We start from the raw sequence: 20,864 nt of genomic DNA, 5'->3' as shown, positions 1-20,864 counted from the left end.
CGCCGGCCCCGGCCCGCGCCCCTTCGGGGGCGCGTCACCTCTGGCCGCTGAATTCCGACAGGGCGCGCTCCACGATGGCTTCGAGCTGTTCGTGGTGCGCGCCCTTCCAGTACGCGCGGCCGCACGCGGTGCACTGGGCGAAGACGTCGTACGAGCGCTGCGTGCCGCCCTTGAGCTGGTCGGCGACCTCCTCCTTGGTGGCGTCCGTCAGCAGGCCGTTGCAGGCGGTGCAGCGGGTCCACGGGTGCAGATCGGGGGCGAAGCGGTCGAGGACGTCACGGAGCTGGTCGTCGGGGCGGGTGCTGTAGACGAAGGCGCCGGCCCACAGCTCGCGGCGGCGCAGCAGGCCCCGGTCGCGGCTGAGCATGACCCGCTGCTCGGCCGCCGAGCGGGCGGCCAGGGCCGGGTCGCCGATGTCGGTCGACTCGTACGCCGTGTCGACGCCGAGCAGGCGCAGGCGGCGGGCGAGGGTGCCGAGGTGGACGTCGAGGAGGAAGCGCAGGGGAGCGCCGGGTACCTGCTGGGGGCGTTCCACCGGCCGGACCGAGACGCGTTCGCCCGCCCGCGGGATGTGCGAGGGGGGTACCTCGCGGCCGTCCACGACCAGCGTGCCGACCTCGGTGAGCGGGACGCCGAGGGACTCCACGACATGGCCGAGGGTCGAGACGCCGTCCGTGGCGAGTCCGGTGGCGGCCGAGCGCCGGGCGGGCGGCACGAACACGTGCAGGGCGGGGGCGACTTCGACGTGGATCTCGGGTCCGTTCACTCCGTCAGGATGACACGGCCGGTGCCGGGGGCCTCAGGGGTTTTCGGCGGGGAGGCCGTGCTCCAGGACGCCCAGCGCCCGGTCCATGAGGTCGCGGAGATCGCCCTCGAAGCCGTTCTCCGCCCAGTACATGGAGACCTCCATCATGCAGCCGATGAGGGACATCGCGTAGACACGCACCTCCAGGCTCTCCGGGGCCCGGCCCGTGCGCTCCGCGAGGGCGCCGCAGAGCAGGCGCCCGGTCTCCGACATGGTCTCGAACATCCGGGAGCGGACCGCGGGGACCTGGACTCCGAGGTGCGCCCGCAGCCGGGTGACCTCGGGTTCCTCCGCGCTCAGCTCGAGGGCCCTGCCCATCACGTACCGCAGCGAGTCCATCCACGGCTCGCCCTCGGGCCGCGCCCGCAGCTCCGCCAGCATCAGGGGGTCGTACTCGTCCGTGAGGACGATGTCCTCCTTGGTCGGGAAGTAGCGGAAGACGGTGGACGGCGACACCTCGGCCCGGTCGGCGATCTGCTCGATCGTCGTGGCGTCGTACCCCTGCTCCTTGATCAGCGCGTACGTCGCGGTGCGGATGGCCTCGCGGGTCTTGATCTTCTTCCGCTCGCGGAGTCCGAGGCGGGGGTGGTCGGCGGGGGAGTAAGGGGATCGTGCGGCCGTCATGAGAGTCATTGTCCGGCATCGGTCGCGGAGGCGGCCATCTCCGGGGCGTCCCGCTCCTCGTTCCGCGCCGCCCTCGTGTCCGGCAGGAACGCGGCGGCCAGCAGCGCCGACACCAGGGACGCGATCCCGCACACCAGCAGGACCAGGCCCATGCCGTGGACGTAGGCGCTGTTCGCGGAGGCCGCGAGGTCGGCGGAGCCGGCCTGCTGGGCGACGATGTGCGCGGCGACGACCGAGTCGCCGGCGGTGTCGGCCAGCCGGGCGGGCAGCCCCGTGAGGTCGAGCCGGTCGCGGAACGTGCTCGACAGCAGGCTGCCGAGCAGGGCGATGCCGATCGCGCCGCCGACCTGGCGCAGTGTCATGAGCAGCCCGGATCCGCTGCCCGCGCGGTTCCTCGGCAGGGTGGCCAGCGCGCCGGACATCGCCGGGACGAGTGCGAAGCCGAAGCCGGCGCCGGCGATCGACAGCCACAGCGCGGTGAAACCGAAGCCGGAGCCGACCGTCGTACGGCTGCCGAGGAGCGCGGCGAACGCCAGCACGACCAGGCCCGCGCTGACCGTGGCGCGCGCGCCGAACCGCTGGGAGGCGACCGGCGCGCCCCGCGCGGCGACCATCAGGCCGCCGATCATCGGCAGCAGCCGGATGCCGGTGCCGAAGGCGTCGTTGCCGCGTACGGCCTGGAGATAGGGCGGCAGCACGAACAGCAGTCCGGACAGGATGAACATCACCAGGGTCGCGGCGACGGTGTTCAGCAGGAATCCGCGGTGGGCGAGCAGCGTCATGTCGAGCATGGGGCGCTCCGTCCGGCGCTCACGCAGCACCAGGGTGGCGATCAGGAGCGCGGACGCCGCGAACAGGGCCAGGACCAGCGGGTCGCCCCAGCCGCGTTCGGGACCCTCGATGATCGCGTAGACGAGGGCGCCGAGGCCGGCCGCGGTGCACGCCGTGGAGACGATGTCGACCCTGGGGGAGGCCGGGTCCCTGGTCTCGGGGAGCAGGAACAGGCAGGCCGCGATGCCGATCGCCGCCATGGGCACGTTGACCAGGAACACCGAGCCCCACCAGAAGTGGTTCAGCAGCCAGCCGCCCATGATCGGGCCGAGCGGCATGCCGAGCGCGGACGCGGTGGAGATGATGCCGAGGGCCTTGGCGCGCTCGTCCGCGTCGAAGAGCGAGGGCAGCACGGACAGGGCGAGCGGGGTGACGAGCGCCGCGCCGACGCCCATGACCGCCCGGGCCGCGACGACCGCGTTCACGTCCCCGGCCAGCACGCCCACCAGCGAGCCCGCGAGGAAGATCCCGAGTCCGGTGATCAGCATCAGCCGTCGCCCGAACCGGTCGCCGAGCAGTCCCGCCGGGAGCATCAGGGCCGCGAACACGACGATGTACGCGTCCGCCATCCACTGCTGCTGACCGGTGGTGGCGCCCAGGTCCCGCGCCATCGTCGGCAGGGCCACGTTGAGGATCGTCGTGTCGAAGCCGAGCACGAGCGAACTTGCGACCAGGGCCCCGAGGGCCCACCAGCGGCGGGGGTCGGGCCGCGTCTCCAGCGGCTGAGTGACAGTAACCATGAAATGAAAGTAACTCTCAAAAGAGTATGACTGTCAATCGGTCGGGGTGCCGGGCGCATGAAAAACGGCCACGGCTGGTGAGCCGTGGCCGGAAACGGGCGGGGGAGGGGTCAGGCGTGCTGGTACGCCACCAGCGAGATGCCGACGTAGTGGACGACGAACGCGGCGAGGGTGAAGGAGTGGAAGACCTCGTGGAAGCCGAACCAGCGCGGGGACGGGTTCGGCCGCTTGATGCCGTAGATCACTCCGCCGGCGCTGTAGAGCAGGCCGCCGACGACCACCAGGACCAGGACGGCGATGCCGCCGGTGTGCATGAAGTCGGGCAGGAAGAAGACGGCCGCCCAGCCCATCGCGATGTAGCAGGGCGTGTAGAGCCAGCGCGGGGCGCCGACCCAGAAGACCCGGAAGACGATGCCGGCCGCCGCGGCGGCCCAGATCCCCCACAGCAGCCACTGACCCTTGGCTCCGGGCAGGAGCAGCATGGTCAGCGGGGTGTAGGTGCCCGCGATGATCAGAAAGATGTTGGCGTGATCGAGGCGGCGCAGGACGCCGTCCATGCGAGGGCTCCAGTTGCCCCGGTGGTACAGCGCGCTCACGCCGAAGAGCAGACAGGCCGTCAGGACGTAGATACCGCAGGCGATACGGCCTCTGCTGGAGTTGGCCAGCGCGGTGAGCACGAGGCCCGCGATGAGTACGGCCGGGAACATGCCGAGATGCAGCCAGCCCCGGAGCCTGGGCTTGACCGGATGCGGCAAGGAGAGCGCGACGGGACCGCGGCCGGCGGCCGGCGTGTCCTTGGGCGCGTCGGAGGCGGACGCAGTCATGGCCCGCATGGTACCTACGCCGCCGTAAGTCGTCGGTCAACGCGTGGCCGTCGAGTGTCGCCGGGCAAAAAGTCCTCCAGCTGAACCCTATGTGGACGCAAAGAATCACGGAAACCGTGGCATTCCTCACGCTGCTCACCTGTGATGCCCTCTGGACAGATGCGCACTAAACTCGGATGATCAAATGAGTGCGGTCGACACCGGATGAGCGGCTACGAAGCATCCGGGTCGCGGCCCCCACGGGGCGACAAGACAAAAAATCCCTCTTTTAGGAGCAATCGTGGCGCGCGACATCGCGGCTCCCACCGGCGTCCCCACCCACCACCAGGAACTGATCTCGTGGGTCAACGAGATCGCCGAACTGACGCAGCCGGACAGCGTGGTCTGGTGTGACGGCTCCGAGGCCGAGTACGAGCGGCTGAGCGAGGAACTGGTAGCCAAGGGCACGTTCAAGAAGCTCGACCCGGTCAAGCGCCCGCATTCCTACTACGCAGCCTCGGACCCGACCGACGTCGCGCGCGTCGAGGACCGGACCTTCATCTGCTCCGAGAAGGAGGCGGACGCGGGCCCCACCAACCACTGGAAGGCCCCCGCCGAGATGCGGGAGATCTTCTCCGGTGAGCAGGGACTGTTCCGCGGCTCCATGCGCGGCCGCACCATGTACGTCGTGCCCTTCTGCATGGGCCCGCTCGGCTCTCCGCTGTCCGCGCTCGGCGTGGAGATCACCGACTCCGCCTACGTCGCCGTGTCCATGCGCACGATGACGCGCATGGGCCAGGCCGTCCTGGACGAGCTGGGCGACGAGGGCTTCTTCGTCAAGGCCGTCCACACCCTCGGCGCCCCGCTGGAGCCGGGCCAGGAGGACGTGCCGTGGCCCTGCAACCAGACCAAGTACATCTCGCACTTCCCGGAGTCGCGCGAGATCTGGTCCTACGGCTCCGGCTACGGCGGCAACGCGCTGCTCGGCAAGAAGTGCTACGCCCTGCGCATCGCCTCCGTCATGGCCCGGGACGAGGGCTGGCTGGCCGAGCACATGCTGATCCTCAAGCTCACCCCGCCGCAGGGCGAGTCCAAGTACGTCGCCGCCGCCTTCCCGAGCGCCTGCGGCAAGACCAACCTCGCCATGCTGGAGCCCACGATCTCCGGCTGGACCGTGGAGACCATCGGCGACGACATCGCCTGGATGCGCTTCGGCGAGGACGGCCGCCTGTACGCGATCAACCCCGAGGCCGGCTTCTTCGGCGTCGCCCCCGGCACCGGTGAGCACACCAACGCCAACGCCATGAAGACGCTGTGGGGCAACGCGGTCTTCACCAACGTCGCCCTCACCGACGACGGCGACGTGTGGTGGGAGGGCATGACCGAGGAGTCGCCCGCCCACCTGACCGACTGGAAGGGCAACGACTGGACGCCGGCCTCCGAGGTCCCGGCCGCCCACCCCAACGCCCGCTTCACCGTGCCCGCCGCGCAGTGCCCGATCATCGCGCCGGAGTGGGAGGACCCGAAGGGCGTGCCGATCTCGGCGATCCTCTTCGGCGGCCGCCGCGCCACCGCGGTGCCGCTGGTGACCGAGTCCTTCGACTGGAACCACGGCGTCTTCCTGGGCGCCAACGTGGCCTCCGAGAAGACCGCCGCCGCCGAGGGCAAGGTCGGCGAGCTGCGCCGCGACCCGTTCGCGATGCTGCCGTTCTGCGGCTACAACATGGGCGACTACATGGCCCACTGGGTCGACGTGGCCAAGGACAAGGACCAGTCCAAGCTGCCGAAGATCTACTACGTCAACTGGTTCCGCAAGAACGACGAGGGCAAGTTCGTCTGGCCCGGCTTCGGCGAGAACTCCCGCGTCCTGAAGTGGATCGTGGAGCGCCTGGAGGGCAAGGCCGAGGGCGTCGAGACCCCGATCGGCGTGCTGCCGACGCGCGACGCGCTCGACACCAACGGTCTCGAACTGGCCGAGTCCGACCTGGACTTCCTGCTCACGGTCGACAAGGAGATCTGGCGCGAGGAGGCCGCCCTCGTCCCCGAGCACCTCAACACCTTCGGCGACCACACCCCGAAGGAGCTGTGGGACCAGTACCACGCGCTGGTCGAGCGCCTGGGCTGAGGCCCGCCGAAAAGACTCCACGGCCGGTTGGGATGCCCTGACCAGCGATCGTCACGGCCGGCCGTGGTGACACCATCGAGGCCCCGCACAACGGCGTGCGGGGCCTCGGTCGTGCGCCAGGAGACGCCGCCGCTGTGGAGGGGCGCCGTGGTGGCGGCAACGAGGTGCCGGTCACTGCGAACGGTCCTCCAGGTACCGGGTGTGCGACTCCTGTCGGCGCGTCTCGGCGTCCCGCAGGGCCGAGGCCAGGCGTTCGGCCTCCTCGTGCAGCAGCCCCAGCTGGCGCTCCAGGTGCCGTTCCGGAGGCTCGGAGCCCGGGGCCAGACGGGTCCACCAGCGGGTCCGCACGAAGGCGTCCACGGCCTCGGGGACGTCCTGCCGTACCGCCCGGGAGACGGTGTGCACGCCTTCCGGGTCCTGGGCGAGGGCCTCGGCGGCCCAGCCGGGTGCCAGCAGCGCGTCCAGCAGCCCGGTCAGGCCGGTGAGCCGGGCGGCGGCCGTCGGCGGCAGGTCGACGTCCGCGAGATAGGCGCCCAGCTTCTCGAGATCGGCGCGGATCGCCGCCAACTCCTCCGACGGGCTCGGGAAGTCGGGCGGCGCGGGCCGCTCCGGCGGGGCGATCAGCGCACCCGCGCCGTAGAGCCCGGCGACCACCACGGGCCAGTACGGCCCCGCCACCCCGGTGAAGGTCAGCACCAGGCCGGCCAGCCCGCAGGCGCTGCCGGTGAGGTTCTTGCGGGACTCCAGCCGGCCGAGGAACTTACTGGTAGCCACGGATCTCCTCGAAGGCGCCGTCCAGCGAGCCCTCCCGGGCGTCGAAGAGGCGGCCGCCGGTCAGGTCGGCGATGTGCTGCAGCTCGGAGCGCGAGGAGTCGCCGAAGAGGATCGGGAAGACGGGGATGTCCCGCCCGGCGCCGGTGAGGCCGCGGTGGAAGCCGTCGAAGTCCCCGGCCCCGGCGCCGGAGGTGTTCTCGCCGTCGGTCATCAGCACGATCGAGGTGAACGTGTCCTCACCCGCGCCGAGATGGCCGTACGCCTTCTCCAGCGAGGTGTAGATCGCGGTGCCGCCGTCGGCGCTCAGGCCGGCGGTGTCCCGGCGGATGGCGTCGAGCCCGGCCTCGGGGTTCCCGGGGTCCACGACATGGGTGCGCACGCTCTTCACGTCCGAGCCGAACGGCATCAGCGTCACCTCCTCCCGGTCCCGGAAGTCGCCGGTGAGGCCGGTCAGCGCCTTCTTCAGCGCCGCCAGCCGGTCGCCCTCCATCGAGCCCGAGGTGTCGAGGACGTACACCGTGCGCGAGGGCCGGCGCAGCTCGTTCTCGTAGGAGTCGAGGAGGCCGTCGGCCACGGAACGGTCGCCGGGGAAGGGCAGTTCGCGGCGCCGGCTGGTGTCGAGGCCCGCCGCGGGCGCCACCGAGGGGACGACCGGGCGGCGGTGGGTCGAGTCGGTGATCAGCCGCTGCACGGCGTCGGTGCGCAGCTCTTCGGCCACCTTGCGGACGTCCTCACGGGTGCGGGCGTCCGTCGAGGCGAGCGAGGAGAGCGGGTAGTCGGCGGTGACCACGCCGTCCCTGGGGCGGATCACGGTCAGGCCCGGGATGCCCGTGAGGACGGACTCGTAGTTGAGCAGGGCGTCGACGCTGCCGCGCCGCTGGTAGGCGGTGGCCAGCCAGCCCGACGAACCCGAGGTCAGCTTCTGCCCCCGGAAGAACTCCTTCAGCCGCGGAGTGGCCTTGGCGACGTCGGTACCGGTGAGCGCGGACTGGGCGCCGGAGAGAGCCGAGGCGACCGAGACGAGGGTGGAGAACCCGGAGTGGGAGCGGGCCGGGTCGGTCATGCCGTAGGTCAGCCTGCCGCCGCGCACGGCGCGCTCGATCTGCGCCCAGGTGACCTGTTCGGGCTTCCAGCCGAGGGCCTTGAGGGTGGCCGGTTTCACGCCGATGGCGACCGGGCTGGACATCACCGGCGTCTCGGACACCACCTTCTTCGACGCCTCGGGACGCAGCCGCAGATAGTCGTCCGAGGACAGCCACAGCGCGTCGTACGCCCCGTCGGTCTTTCCCCGGGCCAGCAGGTCCACGGCGTCCAAGGTGCCCATGTAGGTCGGCCGGACGGTGATGCCGGTGTCCTCGCGGACGCGGTCGAGGACGGCGGTCATGTCGCTCAGCTCGCTGGAGGCGAGGACCCGGAGGGTGCCGGGCTCGGGGGCGCCCGGGTCGTCCTGGTGCTTCTCGGCCGTGCAGGCGCTCAGCACCGCGGCCGCGGCGACGGCCAGGGCCAGAAGGCGTCGTCTCATGCGGGTCCGCCCTCCAGCGCGCCCTGGGAACGGCTGCGCTCCAGGTAGGCGCCGGCGCTGTGCAGTTCGTCCGTCAGGGAGCGGACCGTCGTGGCCATCACCTCGGTCGCCTGGACCTTGTAGCTGTCGATGGCGTCGAGGGTGCGGTAGATCTGCTGGAACGCCGCGCGCAGCGTCTCCGCGCCGACGGCCGGGTCGGCGGCGATGCGCTGGATCTCGCCGCTCTGGGTGGCGAGCATCTCGGCGTTGCCCCGGATGAGGTCCTCGGTCGTCCCGCGCAGCGCGTCGACCTGCTCGACGACCTTCTTCTGGCTGTCCAGCGCGGAGGTCAGCATCACGGAGATGCGCAGGGCGGAGACGGTGGTGGTGGCGGCCCGGTCGACGCCCTTGATCAGTTCGTCGTTGTTGCGCCGTACGACGTCCATGGCGAGGTAGCTCTGCGCGCACACCGCCAGCTGGGTGAGCAGGTCCTGGTGCTTCTGCCGCACGGGGAAGAGCACGCCGGCGCGCAGGGTGTCGGCCTCCTGGGGATCGCCGACCCCGGCGATGTGGTCCTCGACGGCGGTGTCCAGGGCCTCGGTGAGGACGACGTACGCCTGGAGCTTGCCCATGGTCTCCCACAGCCGGACCCGCTCGGTCTGCAGCGCGGCGTTGTCCCGGCGCAGTTCGTCCTGCCCGCCGCGCAGACCGCCGACGATCCGGTTCAGCGTGCCCTGCGCGGAGGCGTACCTGGCGAGGTGGTCGCGCAGCCTGTTGCCGCCGGGCAGCCGGGACAGGAGCCTGCGTCCCTTGCTCGCGGGCAGGTCGCGCGGGTCCAGGTCCTCCACCACCCGGCGGAGTTCCACGAGCGAGCCGGCGACCTTCGCCTGGGCGTCACCGCCCTTGTCGGGCAGGCTGCGCACGGCTCGCTCCAGCATGCGGTTGGACTGGGCGCCGGCGGTGCGCATCTCGCCCGAGCCGAGGGCGGTGACCTCGCCGACCTTGCCCGCGAACTCGGGTGAGCGGGCGTCGAGCGAGGCCAGCTGCCCGACGAAGGCGGCGGCCTTGCGCGCCATGTCGGCGCGCACCCCGTCCTCGACGGGCACCAGACCGCCGGCCTTGTCCTTCGGCACGGGCGCGGCGGCCTCGGGTGGAGTGAGCGTGAACGCGCTGTCGTCATCGGTCATGTGCTGTTCCCCCGTCATCCGCGGGCCCGGCGGGCCATCTCGTGCAGCACCGCGGAGGTGGGCACGGGCGCCTGCCGGACGCCGGTGAGCTTCTGGTTGAGAAAGAGAGCGCGGTCGGCGGTCGCCGCGACGAACTCCGCGGCGTCGCCCTGCGGCCGGAACCCGTGCCGGACGGCGAGCTTGCGCAGCGTCGGGTCCGTGCTGAGCAGGTCCCCGAGCGCGCGGCCGTTCGCGTCGAGCGGCACGACCGTGTGGTCGCTGTTGACCGTGGTGTCCGGGTACAGCACCACCAGGTCGTCCACACCGTGCCGCTCGGCGAGCAGCGCGGCCACCTGCGACTCGTAGACCAGCACCAGCGGATTGCCGGCCCCGCTGACGAAGTCCCGGAACACCGCGTCCGAGCTGGACTGCTGGGCGCCCTGGACGCTCACCAGCTTGTGCAGCAGGGGGGCGACGCGGCCGACGTCGGCGCCGCTCGCGACGACCTTGCCGCCACCGGCGACGTAGGAGGCCGCGGCGAGGTAGAGGGCGCCGGAGTTGGAGGACTCGGGGTCGGTGCTGGCGATGTACAGGGTGCCGGTCAGCTCCGTGTGCCGCCGCGCCCCCTTGAGCTGCTGCCAGGTCCGGTCGTGCCGGGCGGCGTCCAGGTAGGCGGCCATCCTCAGCGTGCCGCGGTTCCCGCCGCCGAGCACGGCCAGTCCGTTCGCGGCGAGCACGTCGGCCGCTCCGCGGTGGGCCACGACGACCAGCGGCGAGTAGAAGGGCCGGGGCAGGGGCTCCCGCACGCGGTACTTCGCGGCCAGCTGGTCGGCGGGCGCCTGGCTGGAGGGGAAGGCGAAGTCGTACCCCTCGAGGTCCAGCCCCTCCATGGCCCAGGACCCGGAGGTCTCGGCCCGCACGGTGTAGCCCTTGGCGGCGAGGGCCTTCACCACGTCGGGATCGGCGAAGAACTCCGCCTTCTCCGATCCGATCACTCCACGCACGGTCTTCGTTGCCGTGCCCTTGTCCTCACCTTGCCGGCCTGCGACGACGGCGGCCACCACGCCACCGATCAGCAGCACCGCGAGGACGATTCCCGCGATACGTCTCACGCCGGGGACTGTGCTCGCGGAACCCAACATTCCCCGAGGCGGTCGGTGAACCGGGGGTGACATGTCGGCCCCGGCACCGCAACGGGGTGAATGGCGCCCGGTCCGCGCGTCGCTGCGGGTGCACGCGGACCGGGGCCGATCGGGGGGACCCGGGGTGGGGTCACTGGGCGGTGCTGAGTTCCTTCGGTTCGGACAGCGCGGCCGCGTGGGCGTCCATCCGCTCGGCCGAGAGGATCGCCGCCGCCGTGTCGGCCCGCGAGGCGGCGACCACGAGCGCGCGGCCGGCCAGGGCGTGCGCGCGCCGGTGCAGGGCGGTGGGGTCACCGGCCGCGGTCGGGGTCGCGCGCAACGGTGCGCGTCCTCCCCGCAGCCGGGCCACCTGCCCGGTGAGCCGCTCGGCAGCCGCGTCCAGGTCGGCGGACGGCGTCAGGGCGCGCAGCTCGTCGGTGACCGCGAGGAGCGCGGTGAGGTGGCCGGCGAGCTGGATGTCCAGCTCCTCCTCGCGCGAGCGGTGCGGGAAGTCGGAAGGGGCGTCGGCCATCGTGCTGTGGACCGACTTGGTGCGGATCGGTTCGTACATGGGTGATGGCCTCCTGTGCGCTGACAGGAAGCCATCTTAGCTTGGATTTCGTCTAAAGTTGAGTCGGGTCACGGATTGCGGTCCGTCGTACTCGGTCCGCTACGACTGGCCGTATCCGTCCAGGAAGTTCCCGATGCGGGTCACCGCGTCCCTGAGGTCCCCGACCGACGGCAGGGTCACCACGCGGAAGTGGTCCGGCTCGGGCCAGTTGAACCCCGTGCCCTGGACGACCATGATCTTCTCCTGGCGCAGCAGGTCCAGGACCATCTGCCGGTCGTCCTTGATCTTGAACACCTGCGGGTCCAGGCGCGGGAAGAGATACAGCGCTCCCTTGGGCCGTACGCAGCTCACGCCCGGGATCTGCGTCAGCAGTTCGTAGGCGGTGTCCACCTGCTCCTTGAGCCGGCCGCCCGGGAGCACCAGGTCGTTGATCGACTGGCGTCCGCTGAGCGCGGCGACCACTCCGTGCTGGCCCGGCATGTTGGCGCACAGCCGCATGTTCGCCAGGATCGTCAGGCCCTCGATGTAGGAGTCGGCGTGCGCGCGCGGGCCGGAGATCGACATCCAGCCCACGCGGTAGCCGGCCACCCGGTAGGCCTTCGACATGCCGTTGAAGGTGAGGGTGAGCAGGTCCGGGGCGATCTTCGCGGTCGGGGTGTGCGTGGCGCCGTCGTAGAGGATCTTGTCGTAGATCTCGTCGGAGCAGACGAGCAGGTTGTGCCGGCGGGCGATGTCCGTCAGCCCCTTGAGCACGGCCTCGTCGTACACCGCGCCCGTGGGGTTGTTCGGGTTGATGATGACGATGGCCTTGGTGCGGTCGGTGACCTTGCGCTCGACGTCGGCGAGGTCGGGCATCCAGTCGGACTGCTCGTCGCAGCGGTAGTGCACCGCCGTACCGCCCGAGAGGGAGACGGCCGCCGTCCACAGGGGGTAGTCCGGGGCCGGGACGAGGACCTCGTCGCCGTCGTCCAGCAGGCCCTGCATGGCCATCACGATCAGCTCGGAGACGCCGTTGCCGATGAAGACGTGCTCGACGTCCGTCTCGATGCCGAGGGTCTGGTTGTGCATGACGACCGCGCGACGGGCGGCCAGCAGGCCCTTGGCGTCGCCGTAGCCGTGCGCGGTGGAGACGTTGCGGAGGATGTCCTCGAGGATCTCCGGGGGGCACTCGAAGCCGAAGGCGGCCGGGTTGCCGGTGTTCAGCTTGAGGATGCGGTGGCCCGCCGCCTCAAGCCGCATGGCCTCCTCGAGAACCGGGCCCCGGATCTCGTAACAGACGTTGGCGAGCTTGGTCGACTGGATCACCTGCATGTCCGTGAGCTTACGACCCGGTAACGCCTCTCGGGTCGTGTTTTCCGACACGTGAGACACGGAGGTTTGCCCGGATATCGCCATTGGCTGTCTCAGGAGACACTTGCGTCCCTAGAATCCGCTGTCATGTCCACCAGACCGGAGCACGAGGTGGGGGCGCACGGCGTGCACGGCCCGGGCGGCGAGCCGCAGGGTCCGCCGAACGTGTACCTGCCCCGTACGGCCCACGCCCCCGCGTACGACGCCTACGCCGACCCTGCCGCCGCCCACGGCTGGCAGAACGCCTACGACGCCACGCGCGAGCTGCCCGCCCAGTCCGAGGCGCCCGCGCCGGGGGAGCCGAGCGAGGGCCGGGCCGGGCGCCGGCGGGAGGCGCGGCGCAAGGGCGGCCGGCGCCGGGTGGCGGTCGTCGCCGGGGCCCTCGGGGTGGCCGGGACCGTCGCGGTGATCGCCGGCATGTCGGGCGGTTCGGGTTCCCCCGACGGCTCCCCTCCAGCGGGCGGCGGACGTGGCATCGCGCGGGAGTCCGCCGCGGCGAGCACGGACGCCGCCGACACCACGGACCCCACCTCGGCGGCTCCGGCCGCCGCCGGCGCCTCGCCGTCCCGTGCGGCGGACACCCCGGCCGCCCGCCCGGCCGGGACGGACGCGACCGGCGCCCCCGCGGCCACCAGCTCGGCCCCGGCCGCCTCGGCGTCCACCACCCCCGCCCCCACGGCCACGACGAACACCCCGACCACGTCGGCCTCGGGCATCCCCGGCAGAGGTCACGGCCACGGCACCACAAAACGCCCCCGCTGACGCCCGACCGGCGCCCCGGGCGGACGGTCTCCGGACGGCAGCGGTGTCTCGGCCGCGCGGCGGACGGTGTCCGGGCGTCGGCCGTGTCGGCCATGAGGTGGGTGGTGCCCGGGCGGCGATGGTGCCGGTTGTGCGGCAGACGGTGTCCGGGCGTCGGCGGTGTCGGCCATGAGGCGGGTGGTGTCCGGGCGGCGGTGCGGCTCGCGGGGGTGGGCGGTGGCGTCGGGCGCGGAAGGAGGCGCCGTGGCGCGGTCGGCGTCACCGTCCGCCGGTCACCATCTCGCGGTCCCTGCTTGTCGCGTGCTCGGCAGGGCCTCGCGGTCTACGGCGCGGCGCGCTCGGCCTCGCCTCGCGGCCGGTGCCGTCGCGGACTCGGCGCGGCCGCGCGGCCGACGCCGCCGCGTCCGGGGTGCCGTGGCGTGGCCGGTGTCACCGCTCGCCGGACTCTTGCGGTCCCTGCTTGTCACGTACGTGCCCCGGCCCGGCGGCCGACGTGACCGTGTACTCGGCGCGCCCCCCGGCCGGTGCCGTCGCGGACTCGGCGCCCCGGCCGATGCCGCGGCGCGCTCGACACCGGCCCCCGGTCAGCGCCGTCACGCGCCCGGTGCCGCCGCCCGCGCTGCTCGCCCTTGACGTGGTCTCTGTCGTGACGGTCGGTCATATCCGTTCGATGGAGCTGTAGATGCATGTCGTGCGGACGGTGGGGCGTGGGAGAGTTGGCCGTACGACCGAACAGCCCCGAGCTGCTCGTCCGGAGCGGCAGCCGGCGACCGCCGCCGATGACGACGTGCTCGCCTGCGACGGGGACCGTGATCGCGTCGCCGGGCGGGTGCGGGCGGCGGTGGCCGACGGCCGGCTGGGGCTGGACGAGGTGGACGGCCGGCTGACCGAGGTCTACAGCGCCCGGACGCTGGGCGAGCTGGCCGTCGCCGGACGGGGGCTGCCCGAAGTCGGCCCCCGGGACGAACTCGTGGTGGACCGTAAGCCCGGCTCCCGTTTCGCGCTGGGCCTGTTCGGCGGCTTCGCTCGTGAGGGTCAGTGGGTCGTCCCGCCGCGGTTCACCGCCTGGTCGATGTGGGGCGGCGGCAGGCTCGACCTGAGCGAGGCCCGCTTCACCGCCCAGGAGACCGTGATCCGGGCCGTGGCCCTGTGGGGCGGGACCGGCATCGTGGTCCCGGACGACATCGACGTCGAGGTGCGGGGCTTCGGGCTGTTCGGGGTGTTCGGCAGGCGCGGAGCCCGCAAGGCGCGGCGGCCGGGTGCCCCGCGTGTCGTCATCAGGGGGCCGGCCCTGTTCGGTGCCGTCGTCACCAAGCCGAGGACGGCCCGGACGTAGGGGAGAGGACGCCGGCCGGCGCGGCCGGCGGTACAGGGAAACCCCTATGACCTGAGCCGGCTTCTTGTTCACACCCCTCTCTGCGTTGAGAATGCGCATGACAACCACGTGGGCGGCCGGAACTTCTCCGGTCGCCCAAGTCGTAAGAGGGGACCCCCACATGAACAAGCCTCTCCTTGCCGCGCTCTCCTCCCTGGCCATAGCCGGGGTGGGCGCAGCTCCCGCCGTCGCCGCGCCGCTCACCGCCAAGGCCGCCGCGGTGACCGTCGACTTCGCCGGCACCGTCTCACTCAGCAACTGCTCCGGCTCCGTCATCCGCTTCCCCAACTCCGCGGACACCGACCCGGCGCTCGTGCTGACCAACGGCCACTGCCTGGAGACCGGCTTCCCCAGCCCCGGCGAGGTCATCACCGGCCAGTCCTCCAGCCGCAGCTTCGGCCTGCTGAACTCCGCCGGCACCAAGGTCGCCACGCTCCGCGCCAACCAGGTCGTCTACTCGACCATGACGGACACGGACGTCACGATCTACCGCACCACCACCACGTACGCGGCGATCAAGAACTCGTACGGCATCAACCCGCTCACCGTGCAGGACACGCACCCGACCGCCGGCACCGCCATCAAGGTCGTCTCCGGCTACTGGAAGCGGATCTACAGCTGCAACGTCGACGGCTTCGTGTACCGGCTGAAGGAGGGCGACTGGACCTGGAAGGACTCGGTCCGCTACACCTCCTCCTGCAACACCATCGGCGGCACCTCGGGCTCGCCCGTGATCGACACCGCCACCGGCAAGGTCGTCGCCGTCAACAACACGGGCAACGAGGACGGCCAGCGCTGCACGGACAACAACCCGTGCGAGGTCGACGCCAACGGCACCGTGACCGTCCGCAAGGGCATCAACTACGGCCAGGAGACCTACAACATCCCGGCCTGCTTCACCACCGGCAACAAGCTCAACCTGAGCGCCGCCGGCTGCACCCTGCCCAAGCCGTAGCCGCCGGCGCCCGGCTGTCACACCGGGGTACGACGGACCGCCCGCCCCGCCGTGACGTCCGTCCGCTTCCCGTCCTCGACGACGAACCTGCCGTCGATCAGGACGTGCGGGATGCCGGTCGGCAGGCGGCGGGGCTCGGCGAAGGTGGCGCCGGACGCGACCGTCTCCGGATCGAAGAGCACCAGGTCGGCCCGGTACCCCTCGCGCACCAGCCCGCGGTCCGGCAGTCGCAGCCGGGCCGCGGGCCGGCCGGTGAGGTGGGCGACGCACTCCTCCAGCGTCAGCACGCCCGACTCCCGCACGTAGTGGCCGAGGTAGTGCGGGAAGGTGCCGTACGCGCGCGGATGCGGCTTGGCGCCCTGGAGGATGCCGTCCGAGCCGCCGGTGTGGGTCCGGTGCCGCATGATCGTGCGGACGTTCTCCTCGTGGCCGACGTGCTGCAGGATCGTCGTACCGAGCCGGTCCTCGACCAGCAGGCGGTGAGCCGTGCTCCAGGGTGTCTCGCCGCGCAGGGCGGCCGACTCGCGGACCGTACGGCCGACGTGGTCCGCCAGGGCCGGTTCGGTGACGCCGGAGATCTCGATCGTCTCCCACTCCACGGGCACGCCGTGGCAGCCGTCCGAGCCGGTCACCTCCAGGTCGTGCCGGATGCGCTCGGCCGTCGCCGGGTCGGTGAGCCGGGCCAGGATCTCCTCCGGGCCGCCCTCGCTCGCCCAGCTCGGCAGCAGCGCGGCCAGGGTGGTGCAGCCGGGGGTGTAGGGATAGGTGTCCAGGGTGATGTCCGCCCCTGCGTCCAGGGCCCCGTCCAGCAGGGCGAGCAGCTCCGGTGCCCGGCCCTCGTTCACGCCGAAGTTCATCGTCGCGTGGGCCAGGTGCAGCGGGCAGCCCGCCTCCCGGGTCAGGGCGACCATCTCGGCGTAGGCCTCCAGGGCACCGGCGCCGTAGGAGCGGTGGTGCGGGCAGTAGTAACCGCCGTACCGGGCCACCACCCGGCACAGCTCGGTCAGTTCGGCGTCCTCGGCGTACATGCCCGGGGTGTAGGTGAGCCCGGAGGACAGGCCCATCGCGCCCTGCTCAAGGCCCTCCGCCACCAGCCGCCGCATCCGGTCCAGTTCCTCGGGGGTGGCCGGGCGGTCCTCCCAGCCGACGGCGAGGGCGCGGACCGTGCCCTGCGGGACGAGGTAGGCGGCGTTCACGGCGATCCCGCGGTCGAGCCGGTCCAGATACTCGCCGACCGTGCGCCAGTCGACGTCGATGTCGTCGCCGTACCCGTTCCAGCCGGTGATCGCCCGCCGCACCTCCTCCAGGGTGCGGTCGTCGACCGGGGCGTACGACAACCCGTCCTGGCCCAGCACCTCCAGCGTGACCCCCTGCGCCGCCTTCGCGCTGTGGTCGGGGTCGCGCAGCAGGGCGAGGTCGGAGTGGGCGTGCATGTCGATGAAGCCGGGGGAGAGGACCAGGCCCTCCGCGTCCATCTCGCGCATGGCGCGCGGACGCTGGCAGCCCGCCGCGGCGGCCTCCTTGACGATCGAGACGATCCGTCCGCCGGCGATCACGACGTCGGCGCGGTAGGAATCCGCGCCGCTGCCGTCGACGACGTCGGCGTCCCGGATGACCAGGTCCTCCACGCGGGCCTCCTAGAAGAACGTACGGATGTAGTCGACGACCGTGCCGTCCGCCTCGACGACCGGGATCAGCTGCCACTTGTCGAAGGACGTGCACGGGTGGGACAGGCCGAAGCCGATCCAGTCGCCGATCCCGACCTCGGCGTCCGGGCCGGTGCGCAGCCACAGGTGCTGGTCGGACAGGGCGCTCACCTCGATGCCGGCCGCGGGGTGCTCGGTGCCGTTCCGCCGTACCACGTGCGCCACCGGAAGGTCGAGGTCGTAGGCGGCGTCCCGCTTGCCCGCGTTGACGAACGCCTCCGTCGGGGACGGCCGGGAGACGACCTGGGCCCACAGCCGGAACGCGGGCTCCAGCGCGCCCTCCTCGGGCACCCGGTTGAACGGCGTCAGCCTGCTGTAGTGCACGTCGTCGTGCGAGACGTACGCACCGGAGCGCAGCAGCTTCAGGACGGGGAGGGACAGCTCCGGGACGGCGGCGAAGACGTCGGCGACCGCGTCGAACCACTCGCTGCCCCCGGCGCTCACCACGATCTCCCCGGCGTCCGCGAACCGCCCCGCCTTGTCGAACTCCACGGCGAGTCCGACCAGCCGTTCCAGCCACTGCCGCACCAGCTCCGGCGTGGCGCCGGGCACCTGGGCCTCGTACCCCGCCACGCCGGCCAGCCGCAGCGTCCCGGCGCCGGCCACCGCGTCGGCGACGGCCAGGGCCTCGGCCTCCGTGCGCACACCGGTCCGCGCCCCCTCGCCCGCGCCCAGCTCCACGACCACGTCCACCGGGCGGGCGGCGCCCCGCAGGGCCGCGTCCATCAGCTCGACCCCGCGCACGGAGTCGACGTAGCACAGGAAACGGAAGTCCGGGTCGGCGGCCAGCTCGGCGGCGATCCAGCGCAGGGCGGGGGCGTCCACCAGCTCGTTGGCGAGGAAGATCCGCCGGATGCCGAACGCCCGGGCGACGCGCACCTGGTGGGGCACCGCCAGCGTGATGCCCCAGGCGCCGTGGTCGATCTGGCGCTGGAAGAGCTGCGGGGCCATGGAGGTCTTGCCGTGCGGGGCGAAGGCGAGGCCGTGCCGGGCGGTGTACGTCTCCATCAGCGCCAGGTTGTGCTCCAGGCGCTCGGCGGACAGGGCGAGGACCGGGGTGGTGAAGCCGTCGGCCTCGCGGAAGAGGTTGCGGCGCTGGGCGGCCAGCTCGCCGACGGTGAGGCCGTCGGCGTCCGGCGGGAGGCCCTTGAAGCGGTGGTCCACCCGTTCTCCGGCGAGACGGGCGAGCGCTTCGGTGCCGGTGTGACGGCCCATTTACCCTCCTGATCAGGCGCGTTGCGTATTCTGCAACATCCATTGCGTATGTCGCTCACTGCTGTCTAACATCTCGGCCAACACCGGGTCAACGAAACCGCCGCCCCGGGACACGGACGAGGAGCCCCACCATCGTGACCGCCGACGGACACCCCCGCGCCACCCCCGACGTCGTGGATGTCGTCGCGCTCGGCGAGTCCATGGTCACGTTCCTGCCGTCCGGGCCGGGAGGCCTCGCCGACGTGCCGTCCTTCGAGCGGGGGATCGGCGGTGCCGAGTCCAACGTGGCGTGCGTACTGGCGGCCGCCGGCCACTCGGCACGGTGGGTGAGCCGGGTGGGCGCCGACGGCTTCGGCCGGCACCTGGTGCGGCGGATCGCCGGGTACGGCGTCGACACCGGCGCCGTGCACACCGACCCGGCCCGGCCCACGGGCATCTACTTCCGCACAGCGGCCGACCGGGACACCGACGCCCACGAGGTGGCGTACTACCGGGCCGGGTCGGCGGCCTCCGCCATGGCCGTGGACAACGTCGACCTGGCGGCGGTACGGGCGGGACGGGTGCTGCATCTGTCCGGGATCACGGCCGCGCTGTCCCCCGGCTGCCTGGAGCTGATGCGCGCACTGACGGCCCCCCGGCCCGGCCGCCCGCTGGTCTCCTTCGACGTCAACTACCGGCCCGCGCTGTGGCCGGACGCCGACGGCCCGCGCGTGCTGCTGGAACTGGCGCGAGGCGCCGACATCGTGTTCGTCGGCGACGACGAGGCACGACAGGCATGGGGGCTGCACGGCGGCCGATCCATCCTGGAGGCGCTGCCCGAGCCGGCGACCGTGGTCGTCAAGCAGGGCGCGGGCGGAGCGACCGCGTTCGACCGGAGAACCGGGGGACTCGAGGACGCCGACGGCACCGCGACCTTCGTCCGGGCCCCGAAGGTGGACGTCGTCGCCCACGTCGGCGCCGGGGACGCCTTCGCCGCCGGCTTCCTCTCCGGCACCCTGCGCGGACTGCCCCCACGGGAGCGCATCCGGCACGGGCACCTGATGGCGGCGGCCGCGCTCACCACGCCCGGCGACCTCGCCGCCCCGCCCTCCCGCGGCCACGCCGACCGCCTGGCCGCCCTCGACGACGACACATGGGGGAGACTTCGACTCGGCCCCGGCTGGACGCAAGCCGAACAGGCCCCGGAGGAGGCGAACACCCCATGAGTCAGACCGTCGACCGCGCCCTGAGCATCCTGCCGCTGCTCGCCGAGGGCCCCGCCGACCTCGGCCAGGTCGCCGACCGCCTCGGCGTCCACAAGTCCACGGCGCTGCGACTCCTGCGCACCCTGCACGAGCACGGCCTGGTCTACCGCCAGTCCGACCAGCGCTACCGCCTCGGCGCCCGCCTCTTCGCCCTCGCCCAGGAGGCGATGGAGAACCTCGACATCCGCGAGATCGCCCACCCCCACCTGGTCCGCCTCAACGAGGCCTGCGGCCACACCGTGCACCTCGCCGTCTACGAGGAGAACGAGGTGCTCTACATCGACAAGGTCGACAGCCGCTACCCGGTCCGCATGTACTCGCGGATCGGCAAGCCCGTCGCCATCACCGTCGCCGCGGTCGCCAAGCTGCTCCTCGCCGACCTGCCCGAACCCGAGCGCCGCGCCCTCGCGGACAAGCTCGACTACCCCCTCTACACGGCCCGTTCCACCCCCAACGCCGCGGCCTTCCTGCGCGAGTTGGAGCAGGTGCGCGAACAGGGCTGGGCCACCGACCTCGGTGGCCACGAGGAGTCCATCAACTGCGTGGCGGCACCGATCCGCGGCGCCGACGGACGCGTCGTCGCGGCGATGTCGGTCTCCGCGCCCAACGTCGTCGTCACCGCCGACGAACTCGTCACCCTGCTCCCGCAGGTGCGCCGTGTCGCGGACGCGATCAGCGGCGAGTACTCCGGAAGAACGCCAGTGAAGGGCACCTCCGTATGACCGAGAAGACCGCACTCACCCCGAAGACCCACACCACCCCGCCCGCGAAGTTCTCCCACGGCGTGAAGAAGGGCAACATCCTCCAGGTCGCCGGCCAGGTCGGCTTCCTGCCCGCCGAGGAGGGCAAGCCCCCGACGCCGGCCGGCCCCACCCTGCGCGAGCAGACCCTGCAGACCCTCGCCAACGTCAAGGCGATCCTCGAAGAGGGCGGCGCCGGCTGGGACGACGTGATGATGATCCGCGTCTATCTGACCGACGTGGACCACTTCGCCGAGATGAACGAGATCTACAACACCTACTTCGAGGAGCAGGGCCTCACCCAGCCGCCCGCCGCCCGCACGACGGTCTACGTCGGTCTGCCGGCCGGCCTCCTCATCGAGATCGACGCGCTCGCCGTACTCGGCTGAGCCCCCGACCCACCCCCCCACCTCCCGCACGTCCCGCACGGCACGGCACCCTCCAGGGCGCCGTGCC

Annotated in this window: 19 protein-coding genes; 7 read left to right on the top strand and 12 right to left on the bottom strand. The window is 72.2% G+C overall.

Annotation, left to right across the window (positions count from 1 at the left end; genetic code table 11):
• Positions 1–34: 34 nt before the first annotated feature.
• From ACZ5CW_RS04025 to trhA, 4 genes are all read right to left on the bottom strand, one after another.
• Positions 35–766, bottom strand: coding sequence for a Mut7-C RNAse domain-containing protein (locus tag ACZ5CW_RS04025; RefSeq protein WP_468598125.1), 732 nt, complete (start codon positions 764–766; stop codon positions 35–37).
• A 33-nt stretch (positions 767–799) separates the two neighbouring features.
• A complete protein-coding gene (locus ACZ5CW_RS04020) occupies positions 800–1,429 on the bottom strand; it encodes a TetR/AcrR family transcriptional regulator (RefSeq protein WP_468598123.1) in 630 nt (209 codons plus the stop codon).
• 5 nt (positions 1,430–1,434) lie between these two features.
• Positions 1,435–3,000 (bottom strand): MFS transporter, encoded by a 1,566-nt coding sequence (locus tag ACZ5CW_RS04015; protein ID WP_468598122.1) that lies wholly within the window; start codon positions 2,998–3,000, stop codon positions 1,435–1,437.
• Between the two features lie 110 nt (positions 3,001–3,110).
• Positions 3,111–3,824: a PAQR family membrane homeostasis protein TrhA gene (gene trhA, locus ACZ5CW_RS04010; RefSeq protein WP_468598121.1), complete on the bottom strand. Its 714-nt coding sequence runs from the start codon at positions 3,822–3,824 to the stop codon at positions 3,111–3,113.
• A gap of 280 nt (positions 3,825–4,104) precedes the next feature.
• Between trhA and ACZ5CW_RS04005 the strand changes: the two genes are divergently transcribed.
• Positions 4,105–5,928, top strand: coding sequence for a phosphoenolpyruvate carboxykinase (GTP) (locus ACZ5CW_RS04005; RefSeq protein ID WP_468598119.1), 1,824 nt, complete (start codon positions 4,105–4,107; stop codon positions 5,926–5,928).
• Between the two features lie 171 nt (positions 5,929–6,099).
• On the opposite strand, the gene ACZ5CW_RS04000 is transcribed toward ACZ5CW_RS04005, so the two are convergent.
• From ACZ5CW_RS04000 to ACZ5CW_RS03975, 6 genes are all read right to left on the bottom strand, one after another.
• Positions 6,100–6,702 carry a hypothetical protein gene (locus ACZ5CW_RS04000; protein ID WP_468598118.1) on the bottom strand — a complete coding sequence of 201 codons (603 nt, stop codon included), beginning with the start codon at positions 6,700–6,702 and terminating at the stop codon, positions 6,100–6,102.
• Positions 6,689–8,224: a vWA domain-containing protein gene (locus ACZ5CW_RS03995; RefSeq protein WP_468598116.1), complete on the bottom strand. Its 1,536-nt coding sequence runs from the start codon at positions 8,222–8,224 to the stop codon at positions 6,689–6,691. Before ACZ5CW_RS03995 ends, ACZ5CW_RS04000 begins: the two co-directional genes overlap by 14 nt.
• Positions 8,221–9,390, bottom strand: coding sequence for a toxic anion resistance protein (locus ACZ5CW_RS03990; RefSeq protein ID WP_468598115.1), 1,170 nt, complete (start codon positions 9,388–9,390; stop codon positions 8,221–8,223). The genes ACZ5CW_RS03995 and ACZ5CW_RS03990 overlap by 4 nt, the downstream gene beginning before the upstream one ends.
• A gap of 14 nt (positions 9,391–9,404) precedes the next feature.
• Positions 9,405–10,481, bottom strand: coding sequence for a substrate-binding domain-containing protein (locus ACZ5CW_RS03985; RefSeq protein WP_468598113.1), 1,077 nt, complete (start codon positions 10,479–10,481; stop codon positions 9,405–9,407).
• 160 nt (positions 10,482–10,641) lie between these two features.
• Positions 10,642–11,061 (bottom strand): SCO4983 family protein, encoded by a 420-nt coding sequence (locus tag ACZ5CW_RS03980; protein WP_468598111.1) that lies wholly within the window; start codon positions 11,059–11,061, stop codon positions 10,642–10,644.
• A 99-nt stretch (positions 11,062–11,160) separates the two neighbouring features.
• Positions 11,161–12,372 carry a pyridoxal phosphate-dependent aminotransferase gene (locus ACZ5CW_RS03975; protein WP_468598110.1) on the bottom strand — a complete coding sequence of 404 codons (1,212 nt, stop codon included), beginning with the start codon at positions 12,370–12,372 and terminating at the stop codon, positions 11,161–11,163.
• 126 nt (positions 12,373–12,498) lie between these two features.
• Here ACZ5CW_RS03975 and ACZ5CW_RS03970 point away from each other — a divergent pair, with 126 nt between their 5' ends.
• The 3 genes from ACZ5CW_RS03970 (at position 12,499) to ACZ5CW_RS03960 (ending at position 15,503) form a co-directional block, all read left to right on the top strand.
• Positions 12,499–13,173, top strand: coding sequence for a hypothetical protein (locus tag ACZ5CW_RS03970; protein ID WP_468598108.1), 675 nt, complete (start codon positions 12,499–12,501; stop codon positions 13,171–13,173).
• A 682-nt stretch (positions 13,174–13,855) separates the two neighbouring features.
• Positions 13,856–14,509: a DUF1707 SHOCT-like domain-containing protein gene (locus ACZ5CW_RS03965; RefSeq protein WP_468598107.1), complete on the top strand. Its 654-nt coding sequence runs from the start codon at positions 13,856–13,858 to the stop codon at positions 14,507–14,509.
• Between the two features lie 160 nt (positions 14,510–14,669).
• Complete coding sequence (locus tag ACZ5CW_RS03960; RefSeq protein ID WP_468598106.1) at positions 14,670–15,503, top strand: trypsin-like serine peptidase; 834 nt, start codon at positions 14,670–14,672, stop codon at positions 15,501–15,503.
• A gap of 17 nt (positions 15,504–15,520) precedes the next feature.
• Here ACZ5CW_RS03960 and ACZ5CW_RS03955 read toward each other — a convergent pair whose 3' ends face one another.
• Both ACZ5CW_RS03955 and ACZ5CW_RS03950 read right to left on the bottom strand, forming a co-directional pair.
• Positions 15,521–17,131: an N-acyl-D-amino-acid deacylase family protein gene (locus ACZ5CW_RS03955; protein WP_468598104.1), complete on the bottom strand. Its 1,611-nt coding sequence runs from the start codon at positions 17,129–17,131 to the stop codon at positions 15,521–15,523.
• A 9-nt stretch (positions 17,132–17,140) separates the two neighbouring features.
• Positions 17,141–18,424: an alanine racemase gene (locus ACZ5CW_RS03950; RefSeq protein WP_468598103.1), complete on the bottom strand. Its 1,284-nt coding sequence runs from the start codon at positions 18,422–18,424 to the stop codon at positions 17,141–17,143.
• A 134-nt stretch (positions 18,425–18,558) separates the two neighbouring features.
• Here ACZ5CW_RS03950 and ACZ5CW_RS03945 point away from each other — a divergent pair, with 134 nt between their 5' ends.
• The 3 genes from ACZ5CW_RS03945 to ACZ5CW_RS03935 are packed head-to-tail and all read left to right on the top strand — an operon-like array spanning position 18,559 to position 20,797.
• Entirely contained in the window at positions 18,559–19,629 is a 1,071-nt protein-coding gene (locus tag ACZ5CW_RS03945; RefSeq protein WP_468598102.1) for a sugar kinase, read from the top strand.
• Positions 19,626–20,390: an IclR family transcriptional regulator gene (locus ACZ5CW_RS03940; protein ID WP_468598100.1), complete on the top strand. Its 765-nt coding sequence runs from the start codon at positions 19,626–19,628 to the stop codon at positions 20,388–20,390. The genes ACZ5CW_RS03945 and ACZ5CW_RS03940 overlap by 4 nt, the downstream gene beginning before the upstream one ends.
• Positions 20,387–20,797 (top strand): RidA family protein, encoded by a 411-nt coding sequence (locus ACZ5CW_RS03935; RefSeq protein WP_468598099.1) that lies wholly within the window; start codon positions 20,387–20,389, stop codon positions 20,795–20,797. The genes ACZ5CW_RS03940 and ACZ5CW_RS03935 overlap by 4 nt, the downstream gene beginning before the upstream one ends.
• The last annotated feature ends 67 nt before the right edge of the window (positions 20,798–20,864 follow it).

This window comes from Streptomyces sp. NPDC031379, from assembly GCF_055569615.1.
The sequence above is the reverse complement of the archived record's forward strand: the minus strand, read 5'-3'. Positions and strand labels throughout refer to the sequence as shown.

What these genes read in the sequence shown, in the direction of transcription:
- ACZ5CW_RS03970 (WP_468598108.1), top strand. Translation starts at nt 12,499, where the DNA reads ATGTCCACCAGACCGGAGCACGAGGTGGGGGCGCACGGCGTGCACGGC.
- ACZ5CW_RS03980 (WP_468598111.1), bottom strand. Translation starts at nt 11,061, where the DNA reads ATGTACGAACCGATCCGCACCAAGTCGGTCCACAGCACGATGGCCGAC.
- trhA (WP_468598121.1), bottom strand. Translation starts at nt 3,824, where the DNA reads ATGACTGCGTCCGCCTCCGACGCGCCCAAGGACACGCCGGCCGCCGGC.
- ACZ5CW_RS04020 (WP_468598123.1), bottom strand. Translation starts at nt 1,429, where the DNA reads ATGACGGCCGCACGATCCCCTTACTCCCCCGCCGACCACCCCCGCCTC.
- ACZ5CW_RS03960 (WP_468598106.1), top strand. Translation starts at nt 14,670, where the DNA reads ATGAACAAGCCTCTCCTTGCCGCGCTCTCCTCCCTGGCCATAGCCGGG.
- ACZ5CW_RS03995 (WP_468598116.1), bottom strand. Translation starts at nt 8,224, where the DNA reads ATGAGACGACGCCTTCTGGCCCTGGCCGTCGCCGCGGCCGCGGTGCTG.
- ACZ5CW_RS03990 (WP_468598115.1), bottom strand. Translation starts at nt 9,390, where the DNA reads ATGACCGATGACGACAGCGCGTTCACGCTCACTCCACCCGAGGCCGCC.
- ACZ5CW_RS03975 (WP_468598110.1), bottom strand. Translation starts at nt 12,372, where the DNA reads ATGCAGGTGATCCAGTCGACCAAGCTCGCCAACGTCTGTTACGAGATC.
- ACZ5CW_RS03950 (WP_468598103.1), bottom strand. Translation starts at nt 18,424, where the DNA reads ATGGGCCGTCACACCGGCACCGAAGCGCTCGCCCGTCTCGCCGGAGAA.
- ACZ5CW_RS03940 (WP_468598100.1), top strand. Translation starts at nt 19,626, where the DNA reads ATGAGTCAGACCGTCGACCGCGCCCTGAGCATCCTGCCGCTGCTCGCC.
- ACZ5CW_RS03935 (WP_468598099.1), top strand. Translation starts at nt 20,387, where the DNA reads ATGACCGAGAAGACCGCACTCACCCCGAAGACCCACACCACCCCGCCC.
- ACZ5CW_RS03965 (WP_468598107.1), top strand. Translation starts at nt 13,856, where the DNA reads ATGCATGTCGTGCGGACGGTGGGGCGTGGGAGAGTTGGCCGTACGACC.
- ACZ5CW_RS04015 (WP_468598122.1), bottom strand. Translation starts at nt 3,000, where the DNA reads ATGGTTACTGTCACTCAGCCGCTGGAGACGCGGCCCGACCCCCGCCGC.